Genomic DNA, 21,283 nt, shown 5'->3' with positions numbered 1-21,283 from the left:
TGGACTTGGCCGTTTCCGACCACTCTACGTAACAACGGTCACGGGTTGACAACACGGAGAGCAGGGAGCCGGACAGAAGGTGGGAGGATGAACGTGTGAGTGAAGAGAATATGAGCAGATCACCGAGTGCCCTCGCCCGGTGCGTTCATGAAGTTGTCGACCACATCGACGCCGAAGGCTGGGATCAACCGCCGAAGCTGTACGCGTTGGTGCCTACCGAAATGCTCGCCGCGGCCGAACCCGGACTGCTCGACCAACTCGCCGAGGGCGCCGAATACACACCGATCGAACAGGAATCGCTTCCCGAGGACATCATCGGCGGTTCACGGGCCCTCGACGAGTTCCTGGCAACGACGCATTGGCCCGAGTCGGTGCAGGGTTGCATCCTGGTTCAGGAGATCGTCGTCCTGCCGCCCGAGGCGGAATCGGATCTCGATCACGCCACGGCGCCGGTATTGACCGATCAGCATGCTGCGGACGAGGTCGCGCGACTGACGGCCAACGCGCATCCCGATCGACGCGAGGCTCGACTGTTCGTCGGCGTGCTCCGTGACGGTCCTTCGCTGTCGCTTCTGCAGATGCGTCCCGACGAAGATGCGGATCCGTACGGTGACCTGGAACTGCTCACCTACGACGGTCTTGCACCTCACCTGGTTCACGCGTTGTACGCGACGCTCGACGAAGTCGAAGAAGACTGAAAGAAGAAGACTGACCGAGCCTGTCTTCGGCAAGGCAGGTTTCAGCAGCGGGGTGCGTCGCCGCCCGTGTTGAGGCTTTCGAGTGAGTCCACTGCGCCGGGCAGGTTGTCGACCTTGACGAGTCGAAGCCCGTCCGGCGCATTCTGTTTCGCCTCGTCACAGTTCTGGGCCGGCACGAGGAAGGTCTCAGCACCGGCTTCGGAGGCGGCGATCAACTTGTACCTGATACCGCCGATCGGACCGACCTCGCCGTCGGAGTCGATGGTGCCCGTCCCGGCCACGAACTTTCCGCCGTTGAGCTCCCCTGGAGTCAGCTTGTCCACCAACGCCAGTGTGAACATCAGTCCGGCAGAAGGACCGCCGATGTCGGCAAGGTTGAACTGCACGGTGAAGGGAACGTCCGGGACCTCGTTGGGCGTGACGCCGAGGTAACCCGATTCGGGCTTGTTGGGCCGCGCCCCAACGGTGACCGGTACAACGGTCTCCACACCCTCGCGAAGGACGGTGACGTCGATCGCGGTGCCGGGCGCGATCGCACCGACCGTGTCCTGAACGCCGGTGATGGTGGTTACCGGAGTGTCGCCGATCTTGACCAGGACATCGCCCTCTTGCAGGGCACCCGCGGCAGGGCCGTCCGGGGTCACCTTCGAGACAGTGAGTGCCACCGGCTTACCGAGAAAGTGGAGTGCAGCCAACTCGGCACTGTCCTCGGACTGCTGGAAGTCGGCGGTGTTGGCCTGCTGAATCTCTTCCTTCGACTTCTCGGGCGGATAGATCTCCGAGCGTGGGACGAGTCCGTTGCTGCCACTCGCCCACAGTCCGAACGCTTCGAAAATGTTGAGGCCGTCGCGAACCGACACCGTTGTCATGTTGAGGTTGCCGTCGGTGGGATCGACCTCGGTCCCTTGGATGTCGACGACGGGCTTACCGTCGACGTCGCCGAGGGTGTTGAAGGTGGGGCCAGGACCGAGTGCGACATAAGGAACAGTGACCATTGTTCCGACGACTCCCAACACGACGATGGGTGCGAGTGCGGCCAAGAGCGTCACTATCCGTCGATTCACCTGATCCAGAGTAAAGCGCGAAGGCGCCGGAGCACCGATCGCACCGCCTGAGCGCCGTGCGTGTTCGCCGTCAGCGTGACTCGGAGGGCGACTCCGACCGCTCGAGCCTTGTACCGTTGAGGTATGAGCAATATGCCGTTCGGCTTCTCCAACTCCGACGACGATCCCGATCGCGACAAGAACGCGGCGGGTGGCAATCCGTTCGGGGGTGGTGACACGCCGTTCGGGTTCGGCGCGGGCGGTGAGGGATTCGATCCGGCTCAGCTCGGCCAGATGCTCACCCAGTTCGGTCAGATGCTGAGCGGGATGGGCTCGTCGATGGGCCAGGGCGGTACTTCCGGTCCGGTGAACTACGACATCGCCAAGAAGCTGGCACGCCAACAGATCGGATCGGTTACACCGATCACCGAGGGCAATGTCAAGGCGATCGCCGACGCCGCACATCTGGCCGAGATGTGGCTGGACGCCGCAACGACGCTTCCGGCCGGAGCGAGCCGCACTCTCGCCTGGACTCCGAACGACTGGCTCGACAACACGATCGACACGTGGAAGCGACTCTGTGATCCGGTGGCCGAGAAGGTGGCGGGCATGTGGGTCCAGGGACTTCCCGCCGAAGCACAGCAGATGGCGGGCCCGATGCTAGGCATGCTCGGCCAGATGGGTGGACTCGCGTTCGGCTCGCAATTGGGCCAGGCACTCGGCCAACTGTCCACTGAGGTGCTCTCCTCCACCGACATCGGCTTGCCCCTCGGACCAGAGGGCACCGCGGCCCTTCTCCCCGCTGCGGTTCAGGCGTTCAGTGAGGGTCTCGAACAGCCGCATCAGGAAGTTCTGGTGTTCCTCGCCGCGAGGGAAGCAGCTCATCAGCGCCTTTACAGTCACGTTCCGTGGCTGCGACAGCGTGTTCTCGCCACAGTCGAGGAATACGCCCGCGGGATCACGATGGACTTTTCGGCAATGGAAGAATTTGCCAAGGACCTCGACCCGTCCGCTCTCACCGATCCGAGCAAGCTCGAAGCGCTGATGCAGCAGGGCACGTTCGAGCCGCAGAACACCCCGGAGCAGAAAGCCGCTCTCGAACGGCTCGAGACTCTGCTTGCGCTGGTCGAGGGTTGGGTGGAGACGGTCGTCACCGCCGCACTCGGCGAGCGACTGCCCGGTGTTGCCGCGATGAGCGAGACGTTGCGGCGTCGCCGTGCCACCGGCGGCCCCGCCGAACAGACCTTTGCGACGCTGGTCGGACTCGAACTTCGTCCTCGCAAGGTCCGTGAAGCGGCCGGGTTGTGGCAGAAGCTCACCGCGGAAGCCGGTATGGACACTCGTGACGGCGTCTGGTCACATCCCGACCTCATGCCCGATTCGAGCGATCTCGACGCACCGGACGGATTTGTCGCCCGGGTCCTCGGCGGCGGCGAAGCCGGCAATTTCGACGACCCGATCGCCCAGCTCGAAGCCGTCGAGGCAAAAGAGCGTGCGGCCGAGGCAGCGATGGACAAGACCCGCGAGGACGACGAAGAGAAATAATTCCTTCTCGACACATTTTCGCAGTTCAGCCATGCTGACGTCCTGTGGATAACTGTCACTGACGCGGACTCGCCGACGGCCCGCCGTGCCAGCATCGAACGATGACCGGTGACACGCAAGACGACACCACACAGAACAGCACGTCACAGCGATCCGCGGGACCCCGATGGGACCCGCGGATCGCTGTTCTGTCGCGCCCGGACGGTCGGCTGCAGCTGGGATGGACACCCGGACGTGCCGTCCTGCTGACGCTGCCTGTCGGGGTCGATGCGCGCGCGGTGAAGTCGATCCTCCGCAAAATGGACGGCTCCAGATCCCGCGCGACCATCCTGTGGGAAGCATCGACGCGCGGGATTTCGACGTCGGTGACGGAGAAGTTGCTCGAGCAACTCACCGATTCCGGATTCGTCCACACTGCCGCCAGGAGGACCGTGTCCGTCCGGATCCACGGTGTCGGTCCACTCTCGGACGCCGTCGAGCGCGCCCTGGTCACCGGCGGGGTAAGCACGCGTCGCTCGCGCGGGTATCGCAACACCGACGTCGTGCGCACGTGGAACGAACAACTGGTGGTCCTGGCCGACGACGTTGTCACTGATCCTCGCCTGGTCAGCGATCTCGTTCGCTGCGGACTCCCCCACCTTTCCGTCCGCATCCGCGACGGCAACGGTGTGATCGGTCCTCTTGTCGTGCCGGGCCAGTCGAGTTGCCTGCGATGCGCCGACATCATCCGATCCGAACTCGACCCTCATTGGCTTCATCTGTCCGCGCAGCTACTCGGCAGCGCCGGCCACGCGGAATCGGCGATGATCCATGCAAGTGTCGCGCTGGCCCTGGCCGAGATCGACTCCGCATTATCCGAGACAACGGCGACGCATGCGGCGAGTCTGTCGTCGACGCTCGAGATCGCGCTCCGTCCGTATCGGATCACAACCAGGCGCTGGCCTCGGCAAATATCTTGCAGTTGCCAATACCTGGCACCTGTTTCGGGCAAAGGACGCCCCAGTCAGACATGATGGTGTGGTGTCCGAGATCCCACGCAAGAGTTCTGCCCGTACTGCCAAACTCGCGAGCATCCCCCTGGGGATGGCCGGTCGCGCCGCCATGGGCTTCGGACGCAAGCTCGCCGGCGGCGACAAAGGCGAGATCGACGCGCAATTGAGCGCGAAGGCCGCCGAGCAACTGTTCGCGGTGCTGGGCGAACTCAAGGGCGGCGCGATGAAGCTGGGCCAAGCGCTCAGCGTCATGGAGGCGGCGATTCCGGAGGAATTCGCGGAGCCGTACCGCGAGTCGCTGAACAAGCTCCAGGCCGCCGCCCCGCCGCTGCCGACCAAGCAAGTACACAAGATGCTCGATCAGCAACTCGGAACCAAATGGCGCGACCGATTCCAGTCGTTCGACGACGAACCGACCGCGTCGGCAAGCATCGGGCAGGTTCACCGTGCGGTCTGGGCGGACGGCCGCGACGTGGCCGTGAAAGTTCAGTACCCCGGCGCCGACGAAGCTCTACGCGCCGACCTCAAGACCTTGGGCAGATTTGCCGGTCTCTTCGGTTCGGTCATGCCCGGTGTCGATGTGCGCCCCGTGATCGAGGAGTTCACCGCGCGCACCGAGGAAGAACTCGACTATCGGATCGAGGCGAACAATCAGCGAGCTTTTGCAAAAGAATTCGACGGCGATCCCCAATTCGTGATCCCGCACGTCGTGGCGAGCGCGCCGAAAGTGGTCGTGACCGAATGGATGACGGCAACCCCGTTGACCAGAATCATCGAAAGTGGAACGCCGGAGCAGCGCAATGCTGCCGGTGCATTACTCGCCGAATTCCACTTCGCGTCTCCGGCCCGTGTCGGCTTGCTCCACTGCGACCCGCACCCCGGCAATTTCATGCTTCTGGAGGACGGCCGACTCGGCGTCATCGACTTCGGTGCTGCTGCGCCGTTCCCGAACGGACTGCCACGGGTTCTCGGCACGATGGTGCGCTTGGCTGTCGAGGAACAATTCGACGAATTGACGGAGTTGTTGCGCGCCAACGGTTTCGTGATTCCCGGACGCACGGTGACCGACAAGGAGATCGCGGATTACCTGCGACCCTTCACCGACCCGATCCAGACCGAGTCATTTCACTTCACTCGGTCGTGGCTGCAAAAGGCCGCCGGAACCGCCACTGACTTCAACAGTGCGCAGTTCCGAACGGCCCGTGCACTCAACCTTCCGGCCGAGTATTTGATGATCTTCCGAGTTCTTCTCGGTTCGGTCGGCATATGCGCCCAGTTGGACGCATATGCCCCGTACATGGAAATCCTGACTCGTTGGTTGCCAGGGTTCGCGGAGCCGGTTCTGGATGACACCGGCTCCGCCGAATAGGGCTCTCACGCGCACACGAGTTGCTTGCGTGGGCGCCCCCTCGGTCTCTTGCGCGCTATGACGGCCCCCTGATCGAGGATCTCGCCTCCCCACACCCCCCACGGCTCGGCGCGGTCGAGAGCCGCACTGAGACAACGGGAACGGATGGGGCACTGCGCGCACAGTGCCTTCGCCTGCTCGAGTTCGGCCGGAGCTTCGGCGAACCAGAGATCGGGGTTGGATGCCCGGCACGGCAGGTCGCGGCGGGTGGACGCGACCTCGATGAACGTGACTGCAGCCGAAGTGACGTCGGTGGAAGTTACTGCAGTGGTGGAGTTTTCGGATTCCACGCGGATTGTCTGGGCAGACAACTCGGTCTCCTAGTGCTCGGATGCGAAACTGTGTCGCACGATATGGGTTCGATGGGTGCGAACCTGAGCCGAGTCGGAAACCGGATAAAGAGGGGTATCCAACACAAAGGCCACGGTCCGCAGGGGCTGCGGGTCCGTGGCCGTAAGTGAACGGATGTGTCCTACCGAGAAATACCTCGATGGCTTAAGAACACGGACTCGACAGCTGCTTTCTTTGCTGCTGCTTGAGGGCGCAGGCGGAACGCATGCTGCGCCCATCCCGCTGCACGCGGCAGCATGGGGGCGGCAACAGCGAACTTTGCGCTTGCGCACGCTTCATACGAGATCAAGTTCGTCATTTTTTTGCCACCTCCATTTCGTGTCGGTCCGGATAGTTTTTGCGCACAGGTTGCCCCGTAACACTGAAAACCAGAGTAGAGAATTCGTCGAATCTGCACAACCTATTTTTGACCTGCGGTTATGTAACTCACCGTTGTCGATTCGGATGCATTTCAGATATCGAGTGTTGCCGCACGCAGTTCGCCGCGAATGACAGCTAGTACGTCTTCTCCGAAGTTGTCGAGTTTCTTCGGCCCGATTCCAGGGATCGAAACCAGTCCACGATTGTCCTGTGGTCGTTGTTCGGCAATAGCCATCAGTGTGTTGTCACTGAAGACGACATAGGCCGGAACTTTGAGTTCTCGGGACTTGTCCAGACGCCAGGCCTTGAGGTGCTCGAGCAATTCCAGGTCGACATTGGACGGGCATTTTTCGCAGCGCCCGAGCATTGTCGCCGACGTCCCGATCAACGGTTTGCCGCAGACGCGGCAGCGCGGACGCTTCTTGTTCCCCGACGACGGCGCGGCAACGCGCGAAGCCGGTGAGTCCTCGGGGATGAGCCCGTTGAGGAACCTCGACCGGCGACGGGACTTGCGTCCACCCTCATTGCGAGCCAATGCCCAAGACAGCTGCAGATGCTCGCGGGCGCGGGTAACCCCCACGTACAGAAGCCGACGCTCCTCCTCCACCGCGACGTCGTCTGCGCCCGAATTGGCGTCGCCGAGAACGTGTTGGATCGGCAGGGTGCCGTCGTTGAGGCCGACCAGGAACACCGCATCCCATTCGAGCCCCTTGGCCGCGTGAAGGGAAGCCAACGTCACGCCCTGCACGGTCGGTGGGTGCCGCGCCTCGGCTCGGGCTGTTAGCTCCTGTAGAAGCCCGGTGAGCGACAGTTCGGGTTCGTGGACGAGTTGTTCTTCGGTCAGCGCCACGAGAGCCGAGAGCGACGCCCAGCGCTCGCGGGCTTGCGTGCCCGAAGGTTCTTCGTTGGTCAGACCGAGTGGCGCGAGTACAGCGCGAACCAGTGAAACCAGCGCTTCGCCGTTGTCTGCGCCTTCGGGGAGGTCGTCTCGTCCGGCGGCCTGACGCAGTGCCGCCACTGCCTGACGGACCTCGGTGCGGGTGAAGAAGCCCTCTCCACCACGCACCTGGAACGGAATGCCGAGCTTGGTGAGTGCCTGCTCGTGCGCCTCCGACTGAGCATTGATCCGATACAGAACAGCGATCTCGGCCGCTGGAGTGCCTGCCGCGATCAGCCGTTTGATCGCCCGCGCAACGCCGAGCGCTTCGGCAGGCTCGTCGTCGAACTCCATGAACTCCGGCTCAGGCCCCGGAGCGCGTTGCCCGATCAACTGAAGACGCGTCCCGGCGATCCGTCCGCGCGCTGCACCGATCACGCGGTTCGCCAGCGACACGACCTCAGGGGTGGAGCGGTAGTCCCGTTCGAGCCGGACGACGGTCGCTTCGGGGAATTTCCGCGAGAAATCCAACAGATAGTTCGGGGTGGCGCCGGTGAAGGAGTAGATGGTCTGATTCGCATCGCCCACCACGGTCAGGTCGTCGCGGTCGCCGAGCCAGGCGTCGAGCACCCGCTGTTGCAGCGGGGTGACGTCCTGATACTCGTCGACCACGAAGCAGCGGTACCGCTCGCGGAACTCGTCGGCAACCGTCGAATGCTCTTCGAGCGCAGCCGCGGTGTGAAGTAGGAGATCGTCGAAATCGAGGAGCATTCCGTCCTGGCCACGTGCCTTCAGCTCTTCGTATGCCGCGTAGACCTGCGCAACCTTGGTGGCCTCGACCGGCGCCTCGCGACGAATCTTGGCTATCGCGCGTGGGTAGTCCTCGGGCGCGATCAGTGAGGCCTTGGACCACTCGATTTCGCTGGCGAGGTCGCGCACGCTTTCCGTACTGGTGGACAACCCGACACGAGCGGCGGCACTGCTGACAACCGCGAACTTCCGATCGAGCAGACGCCACGGCGTGTCACCGATCACCTGCGGCCAGAAGTACTTGAGTTGACGAAGAGCGGCGGCGTGGAAGGTGCGAGCCTGTACCTGCGGCCCACTCCCACCAACCCCCAGCTCACGAAGCCGTCCACGCATTTCGCCGGCCGCTCGCGCTGTGAATGTCACGGCAAGCACCTGCCCGGCGGAGACATGACCGTCGGCAACCAGATGCGCGATCCGGCGCGTGATGGTGCGGGTTTTGCCTGTTCCAGCGCCCGCGAGGACACATACCGGGCCGCGTGGCGCGAGCACGGCGGCCGATTGTTCTGGATCCAGTCCGGTGTCCGCAGGCATGGGGACCATCATGGCAGGACGTTCCGACACTCCATTCGCCGCGCCCGACGGTATGTGGGCAAGAGAACACGGGCCGATACGGAACAACGCTCTCGGTCGTGGTGTTATATCGGCCGTGACTTCTACCGAAAATGCGCCTGCCCTGACCATCTACTCGACCACGTGGTGTGGCTACTGCCGCCGCCTCAAGACGCAGCTCAACGCGTCGGGGATCGAGTACACCGAGATCGACATCGAGAACGATCCGGCAGCAGCCGATTTCGTCGGCAGCGTCAACGGTGGAAATCACGTCGTTCCGACCGTGAAGTACGGCGACGGCAGCGTCGCGACCAACCCGTCGCTCAACCAGGTCAAGCAGGCCCTGGGTCTGTAGAGCCTTTCAGGCTGTTGTCTGACCCAGCTCCTATTTGACCCAGCTCTCGAGCATTCCGCGAGCGATGGAGATCGAGCCGGGCAGCAGCAGTGGCGCGTCCGCTTCCGAACCCCAGTCGCCGAGTTCGAGAGCGGCACGCACCTCGTCCTTCGTGAACCAGGTGCCCTCGGCGATCTCGCCGTCCGCGAACAGAAGCGGAGCGGCGGGGTCGCCGATTGCGGCGAAGCCCAACATCACCGAGCGCGGGAACGGCCAAGGCTGGCTCCCGAGGTATCGAACGCTGTGCACGTCGATGCCGACTTCTTCCTTGATCTCGCGGACAACGCACGTTTCGAGTGACTCCCCGGCCTCGACGAATCCCGCGAGAATCGAGAAACGTCGCTGCGGCCAGGTCGGCTGACGAGCGAGTAGAACTCGATCGCCGCCGTCGTGCACCAGGCAGATGACCGCCGGATCCGTTCGGGGAAACTCCTCGTGGCCGGTGGACGTGGAAATGCGTGACCAGCCGGACATGGTGGGTTCACTCGGCGCGCCGTCGATAGCGCTGAATCCGGCACTGTCGTGCCAGTTGAGAATTGCGACGGCACCGGTCAACAAACCGGCGTCGGCGTCGTCGAGTGTTCCGCCGAGCATGCGCAATTCGGACAACGTGCCCGCCAGCAGCGACACCCGCACCGCCCAGACGTGGCGATTCTCCCGAATTCCCAGGAACACTGCACCGCGCACCGGTTCCGGACCCAGTTCGGTTGCCTCGGCGAAGACCAACTGACCTTCCGGCGAGACTTTGACCTGACCCCGTGAATTCACACGGAGGAGCAGCGCGTCCGCCCAACCCGTGGTCAGTGCGGCGGCATCCGACCGCAATTCCTCGGCGCGGCCGACGCTCGAGCGTGAGAGCAGCGGTGTTTCGGTCAGCTGGAAGTCGTTCACGCTCACGACATTACTGCGCGCACGAAGCTCGGCAGCACTCAGTTCGTGACGCGGCGGATGTAGAGCAGGCGATCGTTCTCCTCGACGGCGTCCACCTCGGGCGAACCGACGCGAACCAGACGGCCGTCGCGAACTACCCCGAGCACGATGTCGGAGAGATGACGCGGAGAGCCGCCGACCTCGTCACGTTCGACTGCGCGCTCGGCGATCGCGAATCCGGCTTCCGGGGTCAGAAGGTCTTCGATCATCTCCACGACAGTCGGCGTTGTGGTCGCGATGCCGAGGAGTCGACCTGCCGTCTCCGAGGACACGACCACCGAGTCTGCGCCGGACTGACGCAGAAGATGCGCGTTGTCGGCTTCACGGATGGCTGCGGCGATCTTGGCTTTCGGCGCGATTTCGCGGGCTGTGAGCGTCACGAGCACTGCGGTGTCGTCACGATTCGTGGCCACGATGATCGACGACGCATTCTGCGCACCTGCCAATCGAAGTACGTCCGATTTCGTCGCCGAACCGAACACCGTCACCAGGCCCTTGCTCGCCGCGGAGTCGAGGACTGTCTGATCGGTATCGACGACCACGATCTCCGACGCCGGTACACCGTCACCGAGCATTGCTTCGATTGCCGTCCGCCCCTTGGTCCCGTATCCGACGACGACGGTGTGATTACGCACGTGCTGCCTCCAACGCTGAATTTTGAACGCCTGACGCGAACTCTCGGTCAGAGCTGAAAGTGTGGTTCCGACCAACACGATCAAGAAGAAGATTCGAAGTGGCGTGATCAACAGGACGTTGACCAGGCGCGCCGACGGAGTGAACGGAGTGATATCGCCGTAGCCGGTGGTCGAGAGCGAAACCGTCGCATAGTAGATGCAGTCGAGCAGCGAAAGCTCGTTGTCCTGTGCGTCTCGGTATCCGGCGCGATCGATGTACACGATCAACACGGCGGCACCGAGGGCACCCAACGCGATGAGAACTCGCTTGTAGATGGCCCGCGCCGGACTTGTCTGTAGCTGGGGAATGCGCAGCACCCCGACAAGGGCGAAGTCAGGCTGATCGGTCAATGCTTCCGACCTGGTCAAACGCGCCCGGAGCTTACCGGCCATACATCGACTCTCTCACTCGAACTTACGAAATACCTACACGGACATCGGCAGGCAGCGTAACCCTCGAAGATCGACTTCGGAACTCGGGCGCCGAATAGCGTGCGGGTCGTGGCGCCGGTAGTGGCAAGAAGGTCCACCGTGAGGCAGGCTGGGCAAATGCCTTTCACCGGTTCGACGTCCACTCCCAGCCAAGCAGCCGCTCTTCGTTTGTCGGCCCTCCTTCTCGGCGCCGGCACCATGCATTTTGTAGCGCCCTCGTTCTTCGACAGCACCGTTCCCCGCCAGCTTCCCGGACAGGCCCGCACCTACACCCAGGTGTCCGGCGTCGCGGAACTGGCGATCGGCGCTGCCTTGGCCGTGCCGAAGACCCGCAAGCTCGGCGCGGGCCTTGCCGCCGCGCTCTTTGTTGCCGTGTTCCCCGCCAACATCCAGATGGCGATCGACTGGTGCCGAAGCCCGAAGACGTCCACCCCGCAGAAGATCGGTTCGATCGCACGTCTCCCCCTGCAGGTTCCGCTGGTGACCGAAGCACTCAAGGCTCGCCGAAACGCAAGCTAATCTTGCGCGCCTGCCGTTCGGATGAGGCGAGCGAGAGCCTCACCGTCCGGCAGGTTCTCGGGTGCGATGGTGCGACCCGATCGAACGTAGTGAAACGCCGCCCGCACCTTGTCGGCCGGAAACTGTTCGTTGCGCCCCGCCGAACGAGCTCTGGCTGACATCAATTCGGCCCAGGCCACCCGATACGCGGCCAACTGCATCACAACAGCGTCCTCGTTGGCGGCCGACGGTTCGGCACCGGTCTTCCAGTCGATCACCGTCCATCCGCCGTCGGGATCGGCGAACACAGCGTCGATCCGACCTCGCAAAACCGTTCCGGCAATGGATGTTTCGAAAGGAACTTCCACTTCGATCGGGCTGCGATTGGCCCACGGGGACCGCAAGAACGCATCCTGAAGTTTCACCAGGTCGGTCTCGGGACCCGCGCCGGTATCCGCGGCGCCGGGTAGCTCGTCGAGATCCAACAGCCGAGTCGCACCGAACCTTCGCTCGATCCAGGCGTGAAAAGCGGTTCCGCGACGAGCCAACGGGTTGGGCGGATACGGCAGCGGACGACGTAGGCGAGCCGCCAGTTCGTCCGGATCTGCCTTGAGGTCGACGAGCTGAGTCACCGAAAGCTGCGCCGGGAGAATCACTTCGGCCCGCGCGTTTGCGCGGGCCTCGCGCTCGGCCAGGAGAACGTCGACGTCCGAGGCCCAGTTCTCCGGATCGTCCTCCGGTTCTTCCGCCTCTTCGCTGTCTTGCGGCAGCGAAGCGAGTGCGGACAGGACGCTCGCGGCTCCGGCCTCGACGGCGCCGCGCCGCGCACCCAGCGGATCCGGCGGCCACTGCGCCGTACGGGGAGTGGCGGCCAACGGGTTCTCGGTATCGGGTTCCGGGGCCGGCGCCCATTCCTCCACGACGCCGATCGCACCGCGTGAGTCTTCCTCATCGGCATCGTTGTCGGCCGTGACCATCTGATGCAGCTCGTCCAGGAACTCCGAAGGCCCCTTCGGTTCCGCACCGGATTCCGCCCAGTGATGCGCCGAGATGAACAGCGCCCGTTCGGTTCTGGTCAGCGCGACGTAGAACAACCGCCGGTCCTCGTCCAGGCGACGGTTGGACAAGGCCTTCTTGTGCGCCGTTATCGCGTTCTCGAGGTCCTTGCGGTTGTAGAGCTCCTCGAGGTCGAGCACCGGAACTCCGTCGGCCGAATCCGCGTCGACCGCCCGGTCACCACGCAACGACGGTGGCAGTTCGGCGAGCGCCCCGAGCCACGATCCGGACGCGGTGGACGAGGGGAACACCCCGTCGCTGACATGCGGGATCGCCACTACTTCCCATTCGAGCCCCTTCGCCGAGTGCACGGTCAGGATCTGGACCCGATCCGGCGCCACCTCCACTTCGCCTGGCGTGAGGCCCTTTTCGATCTGTTCGGCTGCCGCGAAGAAAGCCAGCATCCCGGTCAGATTGGCAGTTGGACGCGTCGCGTAGTTGGCGACAACGTCGGCGAATGCGTCGAGGTGCTCGCGGCCCGCGGTCCCGACGACGCCGACTCGGGTCCGTGCGCCCGCCTCGATTCCGATCCCGAGCACCCGCTCGACCTCCGCCACCAATTCGGTGAGCGGCTGGCCGATACGTTCGCGCAACGACGCCAACTCTGCCGCTATCGCGTTGATGCGTGTGTACCCGAGAGCCGAATAGCGTTCTGCCGGGCCTGGATCGGAGATCGAGTCGACCAATCCTGCTTGCTCGGCGTTCTCCCCGGGCAGAGCATCGTGGACCGCCGAGGTAAGCGCCTCGGCGTCGGTGACCGCACCCGCCGTTCCGTATCCCGCGGAGATGGCAAGTTCGCGGGAGCGTTGAGAGAGTGCGGCGAGATCCTTCGCGCCGATCTGCCATCGCGCGCCGGTGAGCAGCCGAACAGCTGCGCTTCCTGCAAGTGGATCGGCGACCACCCGGAGCATGGCGATCACGTCAGCAACCTCGGGTGTGTGCAGGAGCCCACCGAGCCCGACAACTTCGACCGGCAGACCTTTGGACCGCAAGGCCTCGGCCAGCGGAGCGGCATCGGCGTTCCGGCGGATCAACACCGCTGCCGTGGGCGTCGGGCGGTCTTCGGCACGTGCCGCCTCGTATTCTCCGGCGATCTTCTCCGCCACCCACTGACGTTCCTGTTCGACGTCTCCCAGCAACGCCAGTCGAACGTCTCCGGCGACGGCTCCGGGCCGCGCACGCAGGGTACTGACGGCCACGCCGCGTCGACGCAACGGTGCCGACGACAGGTTTGCCAGCTCGAGAGCCTCCGGCGGGTTACGCCAACTCGTGAGCAGTTCGAGCGTCGGAGCCGGTTTTCCGTTGGCAAGCGGGAAATCGGTTGCAAACCGGGGCAGGTTGGCCGCCGACGCGCCGCGCCAACCGTAGATCGACTGCATCGGGTCGCCGACGGCCGTCAGCGCCAAACGGCCGTCGGCTCCCCCACCGAACAACGAGGACAACAACACTCGCTGAGCGTGACCGGTGTCCTGGTACTCGTCGAGAAGAACCACCCGAAAGCGCTCACGCTCGGTCTGCCCGACCTCGGGATGCTCGGCGGCGACCCGGGCAGACAGCGACATCTGGCTGCCGAAATCCAATGCGCCTTCACGCCGCAGCGTCTCACCCAGCCGGGCGACGAGAGGCAACAGTTCGATGCGCTTATGTTGCACATCAAGGTAATTCAACAGCTCCTTGCTCGGTCCACCCCGCTGTTTCGGGCCGGCGGGCAGAGTGTGAATCAGCTTGTCCAGCTCGGTGTGTGCCTCGAGCAACTGCTCGGGATCGACCAGGTGCTCCGCCAACTGACCGGCAAGGGCCAGAACGGTTTCGGTGATCGAACCCGGATTCTTGTCGGTGTCCAGATCACTGTCCCAGCCGCTCACGACGCGGTGCGCAACCTGCCACAGTTCGGTCTCGGACAACAACGTCGCCGAGGGTTCGATGGGCAACAGCAGTCCGTGTTCGGAGAGCAACCGTCCCGCGTAAGCATGGTAGGTACTGACTTCGGGTTCGCCGGCCAGAATCCGGGAACGCACTCCGCCGGTCGGGTCGAGTGCCCGCAGAACGTCCGAACCCGCCAGCCGCGCCAACCGCTTGCGGATTCGCGACGTGAGCTGTTGCGCCGCTTTGCGCGTGAAGGTCAGGCCGAGAACCGCCTCGGGGTCGACGAAGCCGTTGGCCACCAGCCACACGACGCGAGCAGCCATCGTCTCGGTCTTTCCGGCACCGGCGCCGGCGACCACCAATGTCGGACCGAGCGGTGCGGCGATCACTGCTGCCTGCTCGGGCGTCGGAGGGTGCTGACCGAGCGCGACCGCCAGGTCGACAGGGTCGATCTTCGGTCGGCGTGCCTTCTGCGTCGCGGCAGCCACTTAGTTACTCACCTGTCGTCCCTCGTCGTGTGCCGGGCAACTCGAACGCACCGGGCAATGTCTACATCCGTCGTTGACCCTGGCCAGGTACTGCGGTCCTTGGGTCGCTGCCGCAGCGTTGTGAATGACGTCTCGCCACATCTCGACGGCTTCGGCCGTCAGCGGCGGCTGAACTCGCTGCGCCGCACCGTCTTTCTTGTTGGACTTGGCCACGAATACCAGGCGTGCACCGCCGGGTTGTGTGGCCGGTTCGCCGGCAATCGCACCTTCGGCCGCTGCGACCTGGTACGCCGCCAACTGCGCATGAGATTGCGCGGCCTCGTTGCTGACGGGGTTTCGCGCAGTCTTGACGTCGACAACCACCGGGCGACCTTCGGTGTCGCGCTCGAGCCGGTCGATCCGGCCACGTAGCTTGACCGCAGGCGCTCCTTCTTCGCGCGGTTCGAGGACCCCCTCGACCGCGACCTCGACGCCGACTTCGGTCAGCTCACCGCGAGTTGCGTTCATCCAGGCCGTGAACGTCGCCAGCATCTCCCGAGTTCGATTGAGTTCACGGCGCGAGTACCACTGCGATCCCAGATCGATGGATTCCCAGGCATTTTCGAGTGCCTTCTCGACCTGATCCGGTGGAATCCGGCCGGCCAGTGCCTGCACCAAGGTATGGACCAGCGTACCGGCGATCGCATGAGTGTTGTCTCCGTCGCTGCCACCGTGACGCTCGAACACCCATCGGAGAGGACATGTTTCGAGAAGCTCGATGGTGGACGGGGACAGTGAAACCGGTCCGTCCTCGGGCTGCCACATGGGAGCAGCGGTACTCGGCTCGGCTGTGCCGTACCACTGATCCGGATGCGCGCCTCGTACTCCGGCCGCAGCCAGACGCGCCAACTGGCGAGCAGCCCGAGAATGCTTCTCGGGGTCGAAATGCGCGATGTCGGGATCACACACCACGCTGCGAAGCTGTGCGACCAGTGCAGGCAGCGACAGAACCCGGGTATCCCCGGTCTCGGGTGCAACGACGTCGAGATCGGAGGACGGGTCGTCCGAGTACGCGTCACCACGGATCAATTCGTCCAAGAACCGCGAAGGCACCAAGTCGGTGTCCCCCGAAGCCGATTCGACTGCGGTGATCAGCAGACGGCGACGAGCACGGCTACAGGCGACCAGGAACAACCTGCGTTCTTCGGCCAGAAGCGGCGCGGTTCGCGAGAGTCGTTCGGCAGCCGAGTCACTGCCGTCGGAGACTCCGTTGACCAGGTCGATAAGTGCTTCGGTACGCAGTAGCGAGCCGCGTGCCCGCAAACTCGGCCAGAGCCCCTCCTGCACACCCGCCACCGCCACCACCGCCCATTCGCGCCCCGCCGCGGCGTGAGCGCTGACCACGGTGACGGCGTCGGGAGCGATGACCGATCGGCTCCGCGAGTCGGTCGGTATCTCCTGGCTGGTCAAGTAGTCGACAAAACCGGAGAGTTGCGAACGCGGCAGCCGGTCGACGTAGTTGGCAGCCGCGTCGAAGAGTGCGACTACGGCATCGAGGTCTCGATCGGCTTGTGAGCCGATCGGTCCGCCGCGCGCCGACGCGGCCGCCCAGCGCCGTTCCAGCCCCGTCGCCTGCCAGGCCGCCCACAGAACTTCTTCGACCCCGAGACCACGCTCGAGAGGCACTCGGGCCTTGCGAAGGACCGACAGCACGCGATTGAGGGCCGCAGCTTCGACGTCTGTCAGCTTGCCCATCAGGCGCTTGGACTGCGCACGATCCTCGTCGATCAGTATGAGCCGCAACAACTCCGAGGAGTCCCGATCACTTCCCGATGCCAACTCGACTCGGCGCAGGCCACGACGCAACCGGCGCAGGGTGACCGGTTCGGCGCCGCCGATGGGACCGGCCATCAGGGCAAGCGCGTCGTCGCCGGTGAACTGATCGCCGCCGAGCGCCCGGAGGACCAGCAGCAGGCCGGACACTCCGTGTTGCCGCGCGAGCGGCAATTCGGTGGCAGCGGTCGTGACGGGCACCCCCGCCGCGAGCAGGGCTCGCCGGAGAGGGGCGAGAGTGCGCGGGACCGACCGCACGATGACGGCCATGTCGGACCACGCAATCCCGTCCAGCAGATGCGCTCGGCGCAAGGTATCTGCGACGACTGCCGCTTCTTTGGCCGTCGTACCGAGAACCCGCACCGACGCCCGTCCCGGATTCTCATCGGTGAGATCGGATGGAACCGCGATGCGATGAGCAAGGTTGCCGGGCAGCCGCGCAGCGATCTTGGCCGCGATCGACGCGACGTCGGCGTTGTTGCGATACGTGACGGGCAGAACGATCTGGCGCTCGTCTCCGCGCTCGGCCAGTCCGAGCAGGAACGCCGAATCCGCACCGCGGAATCCGAACACGGACTGATCGGGATCACCGGCGATGACCGTGCCCGCAGTTCCGGTTCCGATCAACCGAACCAGTTGCGCCGCCTGCGGATCCAGATGCTGTGCGTCGTCGACAAGGAGGTGCCGGATCCGAGCGCGCTCGGAGCGAAGCAATTCGGGATCGGTGGCGAACGCGGTCAAGGCCGCACCGATCAACTCGGCCGCGTCGAGCGCCGGCGCCGTCGCCTCCGGAGCCTCGACACCGACACTGCCGCGCAGCAGCACGCCTTGCTCGTAGGCCTCGGCGAACCGCCCGGCCGCCACCCACTCCGGACGGCCACGCTTCTTGCCGAGCTTGACCAGATCTTCGGGGCCGAGCCCGCGCTCGTTGGCTCGCAGCATCAGATCTCGAAGTTCGACGGCAAATCCGTTCAAACCCAATGCGGGTCGCAGACGCTCCGGCCACCGGAGGGCGCCGTCTTCGATGTCTCCGCGCAACATCTCTCGGAGCACCGAGTCCTGCTCGGCGCCGGTGATCAGGCGTGGCGGCGCATTGCCGTGTGCTGCGGCTTGAAGCCGGAGAACGGCAAAGGCGTAGGAGTGAACGGTGCGTACCAGCGGCTCACGGGTTGCCTGCGGTCCGCGTTCCTGTTGGTACCCGAGCAACCCAGCGGTGATCTGCTCTCGGACCTGCGTCGCGGCTCGGCGTGACTGGGTGAGCACCAGGACCGATTCAGGATCTTCGCCACCCGAGATCTTCTGCACTGCCAGATCCACGAGAAGGGACGTCTTGCCGGTTCCGGGACTGCCGAGTACCTGCCAGGGATTCCAAGCCGCTGCCGAACCGAATGAAACAGGGCCGAACGCGAGCTGGAACGGATCCTCGGACGGCGGCGCGAAGAGCCGCGTCGTCCCTTCATCCCACGTTCGGGGTATCGGAGACGGCGCAGTTCGGTGCACCAACCGCGCCCGCGGAATGGTGACCTTGCTGCGTGTTGCCGTCTCACTCACCCAGGCATTCCACCAGAGCGCACCGACAACTCACACATCGCCTGCTTCCGGCATGATTGACCTCGTGTCTGCACTCCATACGTATCTCTACGGACCCGTCGGGGCGCCGGAGATCCTTTCGCTGCACGGTCTGACCGGTCACGGCCGCCGTTGGCAGTCGATGGCCGAGAACCAACTGCCCCAAGCGCGCTGGATCTCGCCCGATCTGCGTGGTCACGGACGCTCGACCTGGGCTCCCCCGTGGAACATCGAATCCCACGTGGAGAGCCTGCTCGAGACACTGGACGAACATGCAAACGGACCGGTGGTGATCGTCGCGCATTCGTTCGGCGGAATGCTGGCGCTCCACCTCGCGGCCACCGCGCCGGAACGCGTTCGTGGGCTCGTTCTGCTCGATCCAGCGATCGGCTTGGATCCGACTTTCATGCAGGAAGTGGCCGAACTCACAATCGGCTCACCGGATTACACCGATGCGGCCGAGGCGTACTCCGAGAAGATTCACGGCTCGTGGGGTGAGGTTCCCACCCAGGACCTCGACGTCGAGATGGCCGAGCACCTGATTCAACTGGGCAACGGGCGCGTCAACTGGCGCCTGTCCACGCCCGCGATCGTGACCGGGTGGGGCGAACTCGCTCGCCCGATCGTGCTGCCACCGCCTTCCATGCCGACCGTGCTGGTTCAAGCGATGAAAGTCCAGCCTCCGTACGTCACCGACGAGTTCCGGGCAGCGCTCACCGAGCACCTCGGTGAAAATCTGACCAGCGTCGAATTCGACTGTGACCACATGGTCCCGCACGTGCGGGCCGACGAAGTCGCCGCCCTCGTTCGCAGCATGCTCTGAAGGAACCGACATGGCAGCCACCACCGAAGAGCAGATCGAAGAGGTACGGCGACTCATCGCGTCGATTCCGGCCGGTTTCGTGGCGACGTACGGCGATATCGCTGATGCTGCAGGACTTTCCAGTGCTCGCACGGTCGGTTGGATCATGCGGACGGACTCTGCCGACCTGCCGTGGCATCGGGTTCTCGGCGCCTCCGGCAAACCGTCGGCGCACCTGGCTCATCGTCAGATCGCCAAGCTCGAACTCGAAGGGGTACCGATCAAGGAGGGTCGGATCGACCTGAAGAAGGCACGGTTTCACTTCTGATCCCGTGTCACCGGTCGTCCTCACCCCGGCGATGGGGCAGCATGGAGGCATGACCACCATGCCGCCGACTGCCGCCGTCATTCTGGCGGGTGGTCGCGGGACCAGAATGGGTGGTGTCGACAAACCTGGCCTTCTCGTACACGGTCGCAGGCTCCTCGACATCGCGCTTTCAGCAGCGTCGCATCTCGACGCCGTCGTCGTGGTCGGCCCGCATCGACCTGAACTTGATCCTGGAATCACCCAAACTCAGGAATCTCCGGCCGGAGCCGGCCCTGTCGAGGCGATCTGGGCCGGGTTGTCTGCGACCCGGTTACCCGATAACGCCGTGGTGGTGGTGCTGGCGTCCGACCTGCCGCACATCGAGGCCGAATCAGTCGATGCCTTGATCGCTGCCACGTCGACGGACAATCCGGTGACGTGCGCCGTGGACGAGAACAACCGAACCCAATTCCTGTTCTCCGCATGGACATTTCGCGAACTCCGGCAACGCCTGTCCACATTGCGGGAGAGTTCGGGGCTGGAGAACCAACCTATGAAAGCGATTGTCACCGAGCCGTTCTCGACGCTGAGTGTCGCTGGTACGACCGACTGCGACACACCGGAAGACATCGATCGCGCGCGAAGCCATCCGCGGCTGACGGTCGATCAAGCCCGCGCCGCCGTCAGGAACTCGCTGACAGCATTGCCGCCGCACCGTGCCGATCTCGCCGACAGCCTCGGAGCAACGCTCGCGCAGCCTCTGATCGCCCTGGGTGATCTTCCCAGGTCAGACGTTTCGGCGATGGACGGGTACGCGGTCTCCGGCGAGGGCCCCTGGCGAATCCGCACCGAGATCCGCATCGCGGGCGCCGACGGGCAACTCGAACTCGGCGAAGGTGAAGCGATTCGCATTGCCACGGGAGCACACCTGCCCCTCGGCGCCACCTCGGTAATTCGTGACGAGTATCTGTCCGTCGACGAGCCATCTCGGATGGTACGGAGACTGCCGGATGCGCCGCACCGCAACGACGCTCGACCACGAGGGGAAGATTGGACCACCGGATTCACGATCGCCCCGACAGGTACCGCGGTGACTCCGGCGGTGATCTCCGCAGCTGCCAGCGGTGAAGTGTTCGACGCCCTCGTCCGTGGTCCGGTACGGGCACGCCTGATAGTCACCGGCGACGAGATCCGGCGGACCGGTCCACTGCGTGAAGGTCAGACTCGCGACTCCGTCGGCGGGATTCTCCCCTACCTACTGGAAAGCAACGGCGTACGGTGCGTGGCGAATTCGCACCTGCGAGACACTGCGGACAGTTTCGAGCGGGTGCTCGCAGACGGAGTCGACCAGGAAGCCGATCTACTCGTCGTCATCGGTGCGACGGGAGGCGGCGCTGCCGACGAAATGCGCAGTGCGCTCGATCGACTCGGCGCTCGCACGATTGTCGGGCGAGTCGCCTCGCGCCCCGGCGGATCTCAGATAACGGCCGTCCTGCCCAGTGGTCTGGTGGTTCTCGGCCTCCCCGGCAATCCGTATGCCGCCGTGACCACCCTGTTGACGATGCTGCCCACCGTCGTGGCCGCCTTGACCGGAAGCGACACGCCGCCGCCACTACTCGGCATCATCGAGAACGCCGCTGCGGTGAGTTCCGATGCGGTACGCCTGTTGCCGGTGACACAATCCGAAGACGGTCGCTGGCGCGCCGATCCGTCTGTACGTACCGCGCACCTTGCGGGGTTGATCGAACGCTCGGCGTTTGCACTCGTACCGGCACACTCCGACGACGGCGCCGTCGCCGAATTGGTCGTCCTCCCACGCTGA

At 64.5% G+C, this 21,283-nt stretch carries 16 protein-coding genes; 9 read left to right on the top strand and 7 right to left on the bottom strand.

Annotation, left to right across the window (positions count from 1 at the left end):
• The first annotated feature begins 95 nt into the window (after window positions 1-95).
• Window positions 96-698 carry a PPA1309 family protein gene (locus RE4_RS11960; RefSeq protein ID WP_019747831.1) on the top strand — a complete coding sequence of 201 codons (603 nt, stop codon included), beginning with the start codon at window positions 96-98 and terminating at the stop codon, window positions 696-698.
• A 41-nt stretch (window positions 699-739) separates the two neighbouring features.
• Here RE4_RS11960 and RE4_RS11955 read toward each other — a convergent pair whose 3' ends face one another.
• Complete coding sequence (locus RE4_RS11955) at window positions 740-1,762, bottom strand: YlbL family protein (protein WP_020907134.1); 1,023 nt, start codon at window positions 1,760-1,762, stop codon at window positions 740-742.
• Between the two features lie 123 nt (window positions 1,763-1,885).
• On the opposite strand from RE4_RS11955, the gene RE4_RS11950 reads away from it, so the two are divergent.
• The 3 genes from RE4_RS11950 (at window position 1,886) to RE4_RS11940 (ending at window position 5,647) form a co-directional block, all read left to right on the top strand.
• Complete coding sequence (locus RE4_RS11950; RefSeq protein ID WP_024487215.1) at window positions 1,886-3,286, top strand: zinc-dependent metalloprotease; 1,401 nt, start codon at window positions 1,886-1,888, stop codon at window positions 3,284-3,286.
• 101 nt (window positions 3,287-3,387) lie between these two features.
• Entirely contained in the window at window positions 3,388-4,299 is a 912-nt protein-coding gene (locus tag RE4_RS11945) for a hypothetical protein (RefSeq protein WP_020907133.1), read from the top strand.
• 4 nt (window positions 4,300-4,303) lie between these two features.
• On the top strand, window positions 4,304-5,647 hold the full coding sequence (locus RE4_RS11940) for an ABC1 kinase family protein (RefSeq protein WP_020907132.1): 1,344 nt from the start codon (window positions 4,304-4,306) through the stop codon (window positions 5,645-5,647).
• A gap of 5 nt (window positions 5,648-5,652) precedes the next feature.
• Here RE4_RS11940 and RE4_RS11935 read toward each other — a convergent pair whose 3' ends face one another.
• Together RE4_RS11935 and RE4_RS11930 are read right to left on the bottom strand one after the other, a co-directional pair.
• Complete coding sequence (locus tag RE4_RS11935) at window positions 5,653-5,976, bottom strand: WhiB family transcriptional regulator (RefSeq protein WP_003942321.1); 324 nt, start codon at window positions 5,974-5,976, stop codon at window positions 5,653-5,655.
• Between the two features lie 512 nt (window positions 5,977-6,488).
• Window positions 6,489-8,627 (bottom strand): ATP-dependent DNA helicase UvrD2, encoded by a 2,139-nt coding sequence (locus RE4_RS11930; protein WP_042951442.1) that lies wholly within the window; start codon window positions 8,625-8,627, stop codon window positions 6,489-6,491.
• Window positions 8,628-8,730: 103 nt separating this feature from the next.
• Here RE4_RS11930 and RE4_RS11925 point away from each other — a divergent pair, with 103 nt between their 5' ends.
• Window positions 8,731-8,988 (top strand): mycoredoxin, encoded by a 258-nt coding sequence (locus RE4_RS11925; RefSeq protein ID WP_003942350.1) that lies wholly within the window; start codon window positions 8,731-8,733, stop codon window positions 8,986-8,988.
• Window positions 8,989-9,018: 30 nt separating this feature from the next.
• On the opposite strand, the gene nudC is transcribed toward RE4_RS11925, so the two are convergent.
• Both nudC and RE4_RS11915 read right to left on the bottom strand, forming a co-directional pair.
• On the bottom strand, window positions 9,019-9,918 hold the full coding sequence (nudC, locus tag RE4_RS11920; RefSeq protein ID WP_007731249.1) for an NAD(+) diphosphatase: 900 nt from the start codon (window positions 9,916-9,918) through the stop codon (window positions 9,019-9,021).
• A gap of 38 nt (window positions 9,919-9,956) precedes the next feature.
• Window positions 9,957-11,024, bottom strand: a complete 1,068-nt coding sequence (locus RE4_RS11915) for a potassium channel family protein (RefSeq protein WP_003942296.1) — start codon at window positions 11,022-11,024, stop codon at window positions 9,957-9,959.
• Between the two features lie 156 nt (window positions 11,025-11,180).
• Between RE4_RS11915 and RE4_RS11910 the strand changes: the two genes are divergently transcribed.
• Window positions 11,181-11,582: a DoxX family protein gene (locus tag RE4_RS11910; protein WP_003942341.1), complete on the top strand. Its 402-nt coding sequence runs from the start codon at window positions 11,181-11,183 to the stop codon at window positions 11,580-11,582.
• Here the strand turns inward: RE4_RS11910 and RE4_RS11905 are convergent.
• Together RE4_RS11905 and RE4_RS11900 are read right to left on the bottom strand one after the other, a co-directional pair.
• Complete coding sequence (locus RE4_RS11905; protein ID WP_060938626.1) at window positions 11,579-14,971, bottom strand: ATP-dependent helicase; 3,393 nt, start codon at window positions 14,969-14,971, stop codon at window positions 11,579-11,581. The two genes, RE4_RS11910 and RE4_RS11905, sit on opposite strands and share 4 nt — an antisense overlap.
• Window positions 14,972-18,334: an ATP-dependent helicase gene (locus tag RE4_RS11900; protein ID WP_060938625.1), complete on the bottom strand. Its 3,363-nt coding sequence runs from the start codon at window positions 18,332-18,334 to the stop codon at window positions 14,972-14,974.
• 52 nt (window positions 18,335-18,386) lie between these two features.
• On the opposite strand from RE4_RS11900, the gene RE4_RS11895 reads away from it, so the two are divergent.
• From RE4_RS11895 to RE4_RS11885, 3 genes are read left to right on the top strand one after another with little or no spacing between them, the layout of a single operon-like run.
• The gene (locus tag RE4_RS11895) at window positions 18,387-19,175 is read left to right on the top strand and encodes an alpha/beta hydrolase (protein WP_031333161.1); all 789 of its coding nucleotides are present in this window, start codon (window positions 18,387-18,389) and stop codon (window positions 19,173-19,175) included.
• Between the two features lie 10 nt (window positions 19,176-19,185).
• Complete coding sequence (locus RE4_RS11890; RefSeq protein WP_019747820.1) at window positions 19,186-19,482, top strand: MGMT family protein; 297 nt, start codon at window positions 19,186-19,188, stop codon at window positions 19,480-19,482.
• A gap of 49 nt (window positions 19,483-19,531) precedes the next feature.
• Complete coding sequence (locus RE4_RS11885) at window positions 19,532-21,283, top strand: NTP transferase domain-containing protein (RefSeq protein ID WP_060938632.1); 1,752 nt, start codon at window positions 19,532-19,534, stop codon at window positions 21,281-21,283.

The sequence above is a fragment of the Rhodococcus erythropolis NBRC 15567 genome (genome assembly GCF_001552595.1).
In the GTDB taxonomy this organism is placed as follows: Bacteria; Actinomycetota; Actinomycetes; order Mycobacteriales; family Mycobacteriaceae; genus Rhodococcus_F; species Rhodococcus_F erythropolis.
This window is presented reverse-complemented; position numbering and strand designations above follow the sequence as displayed.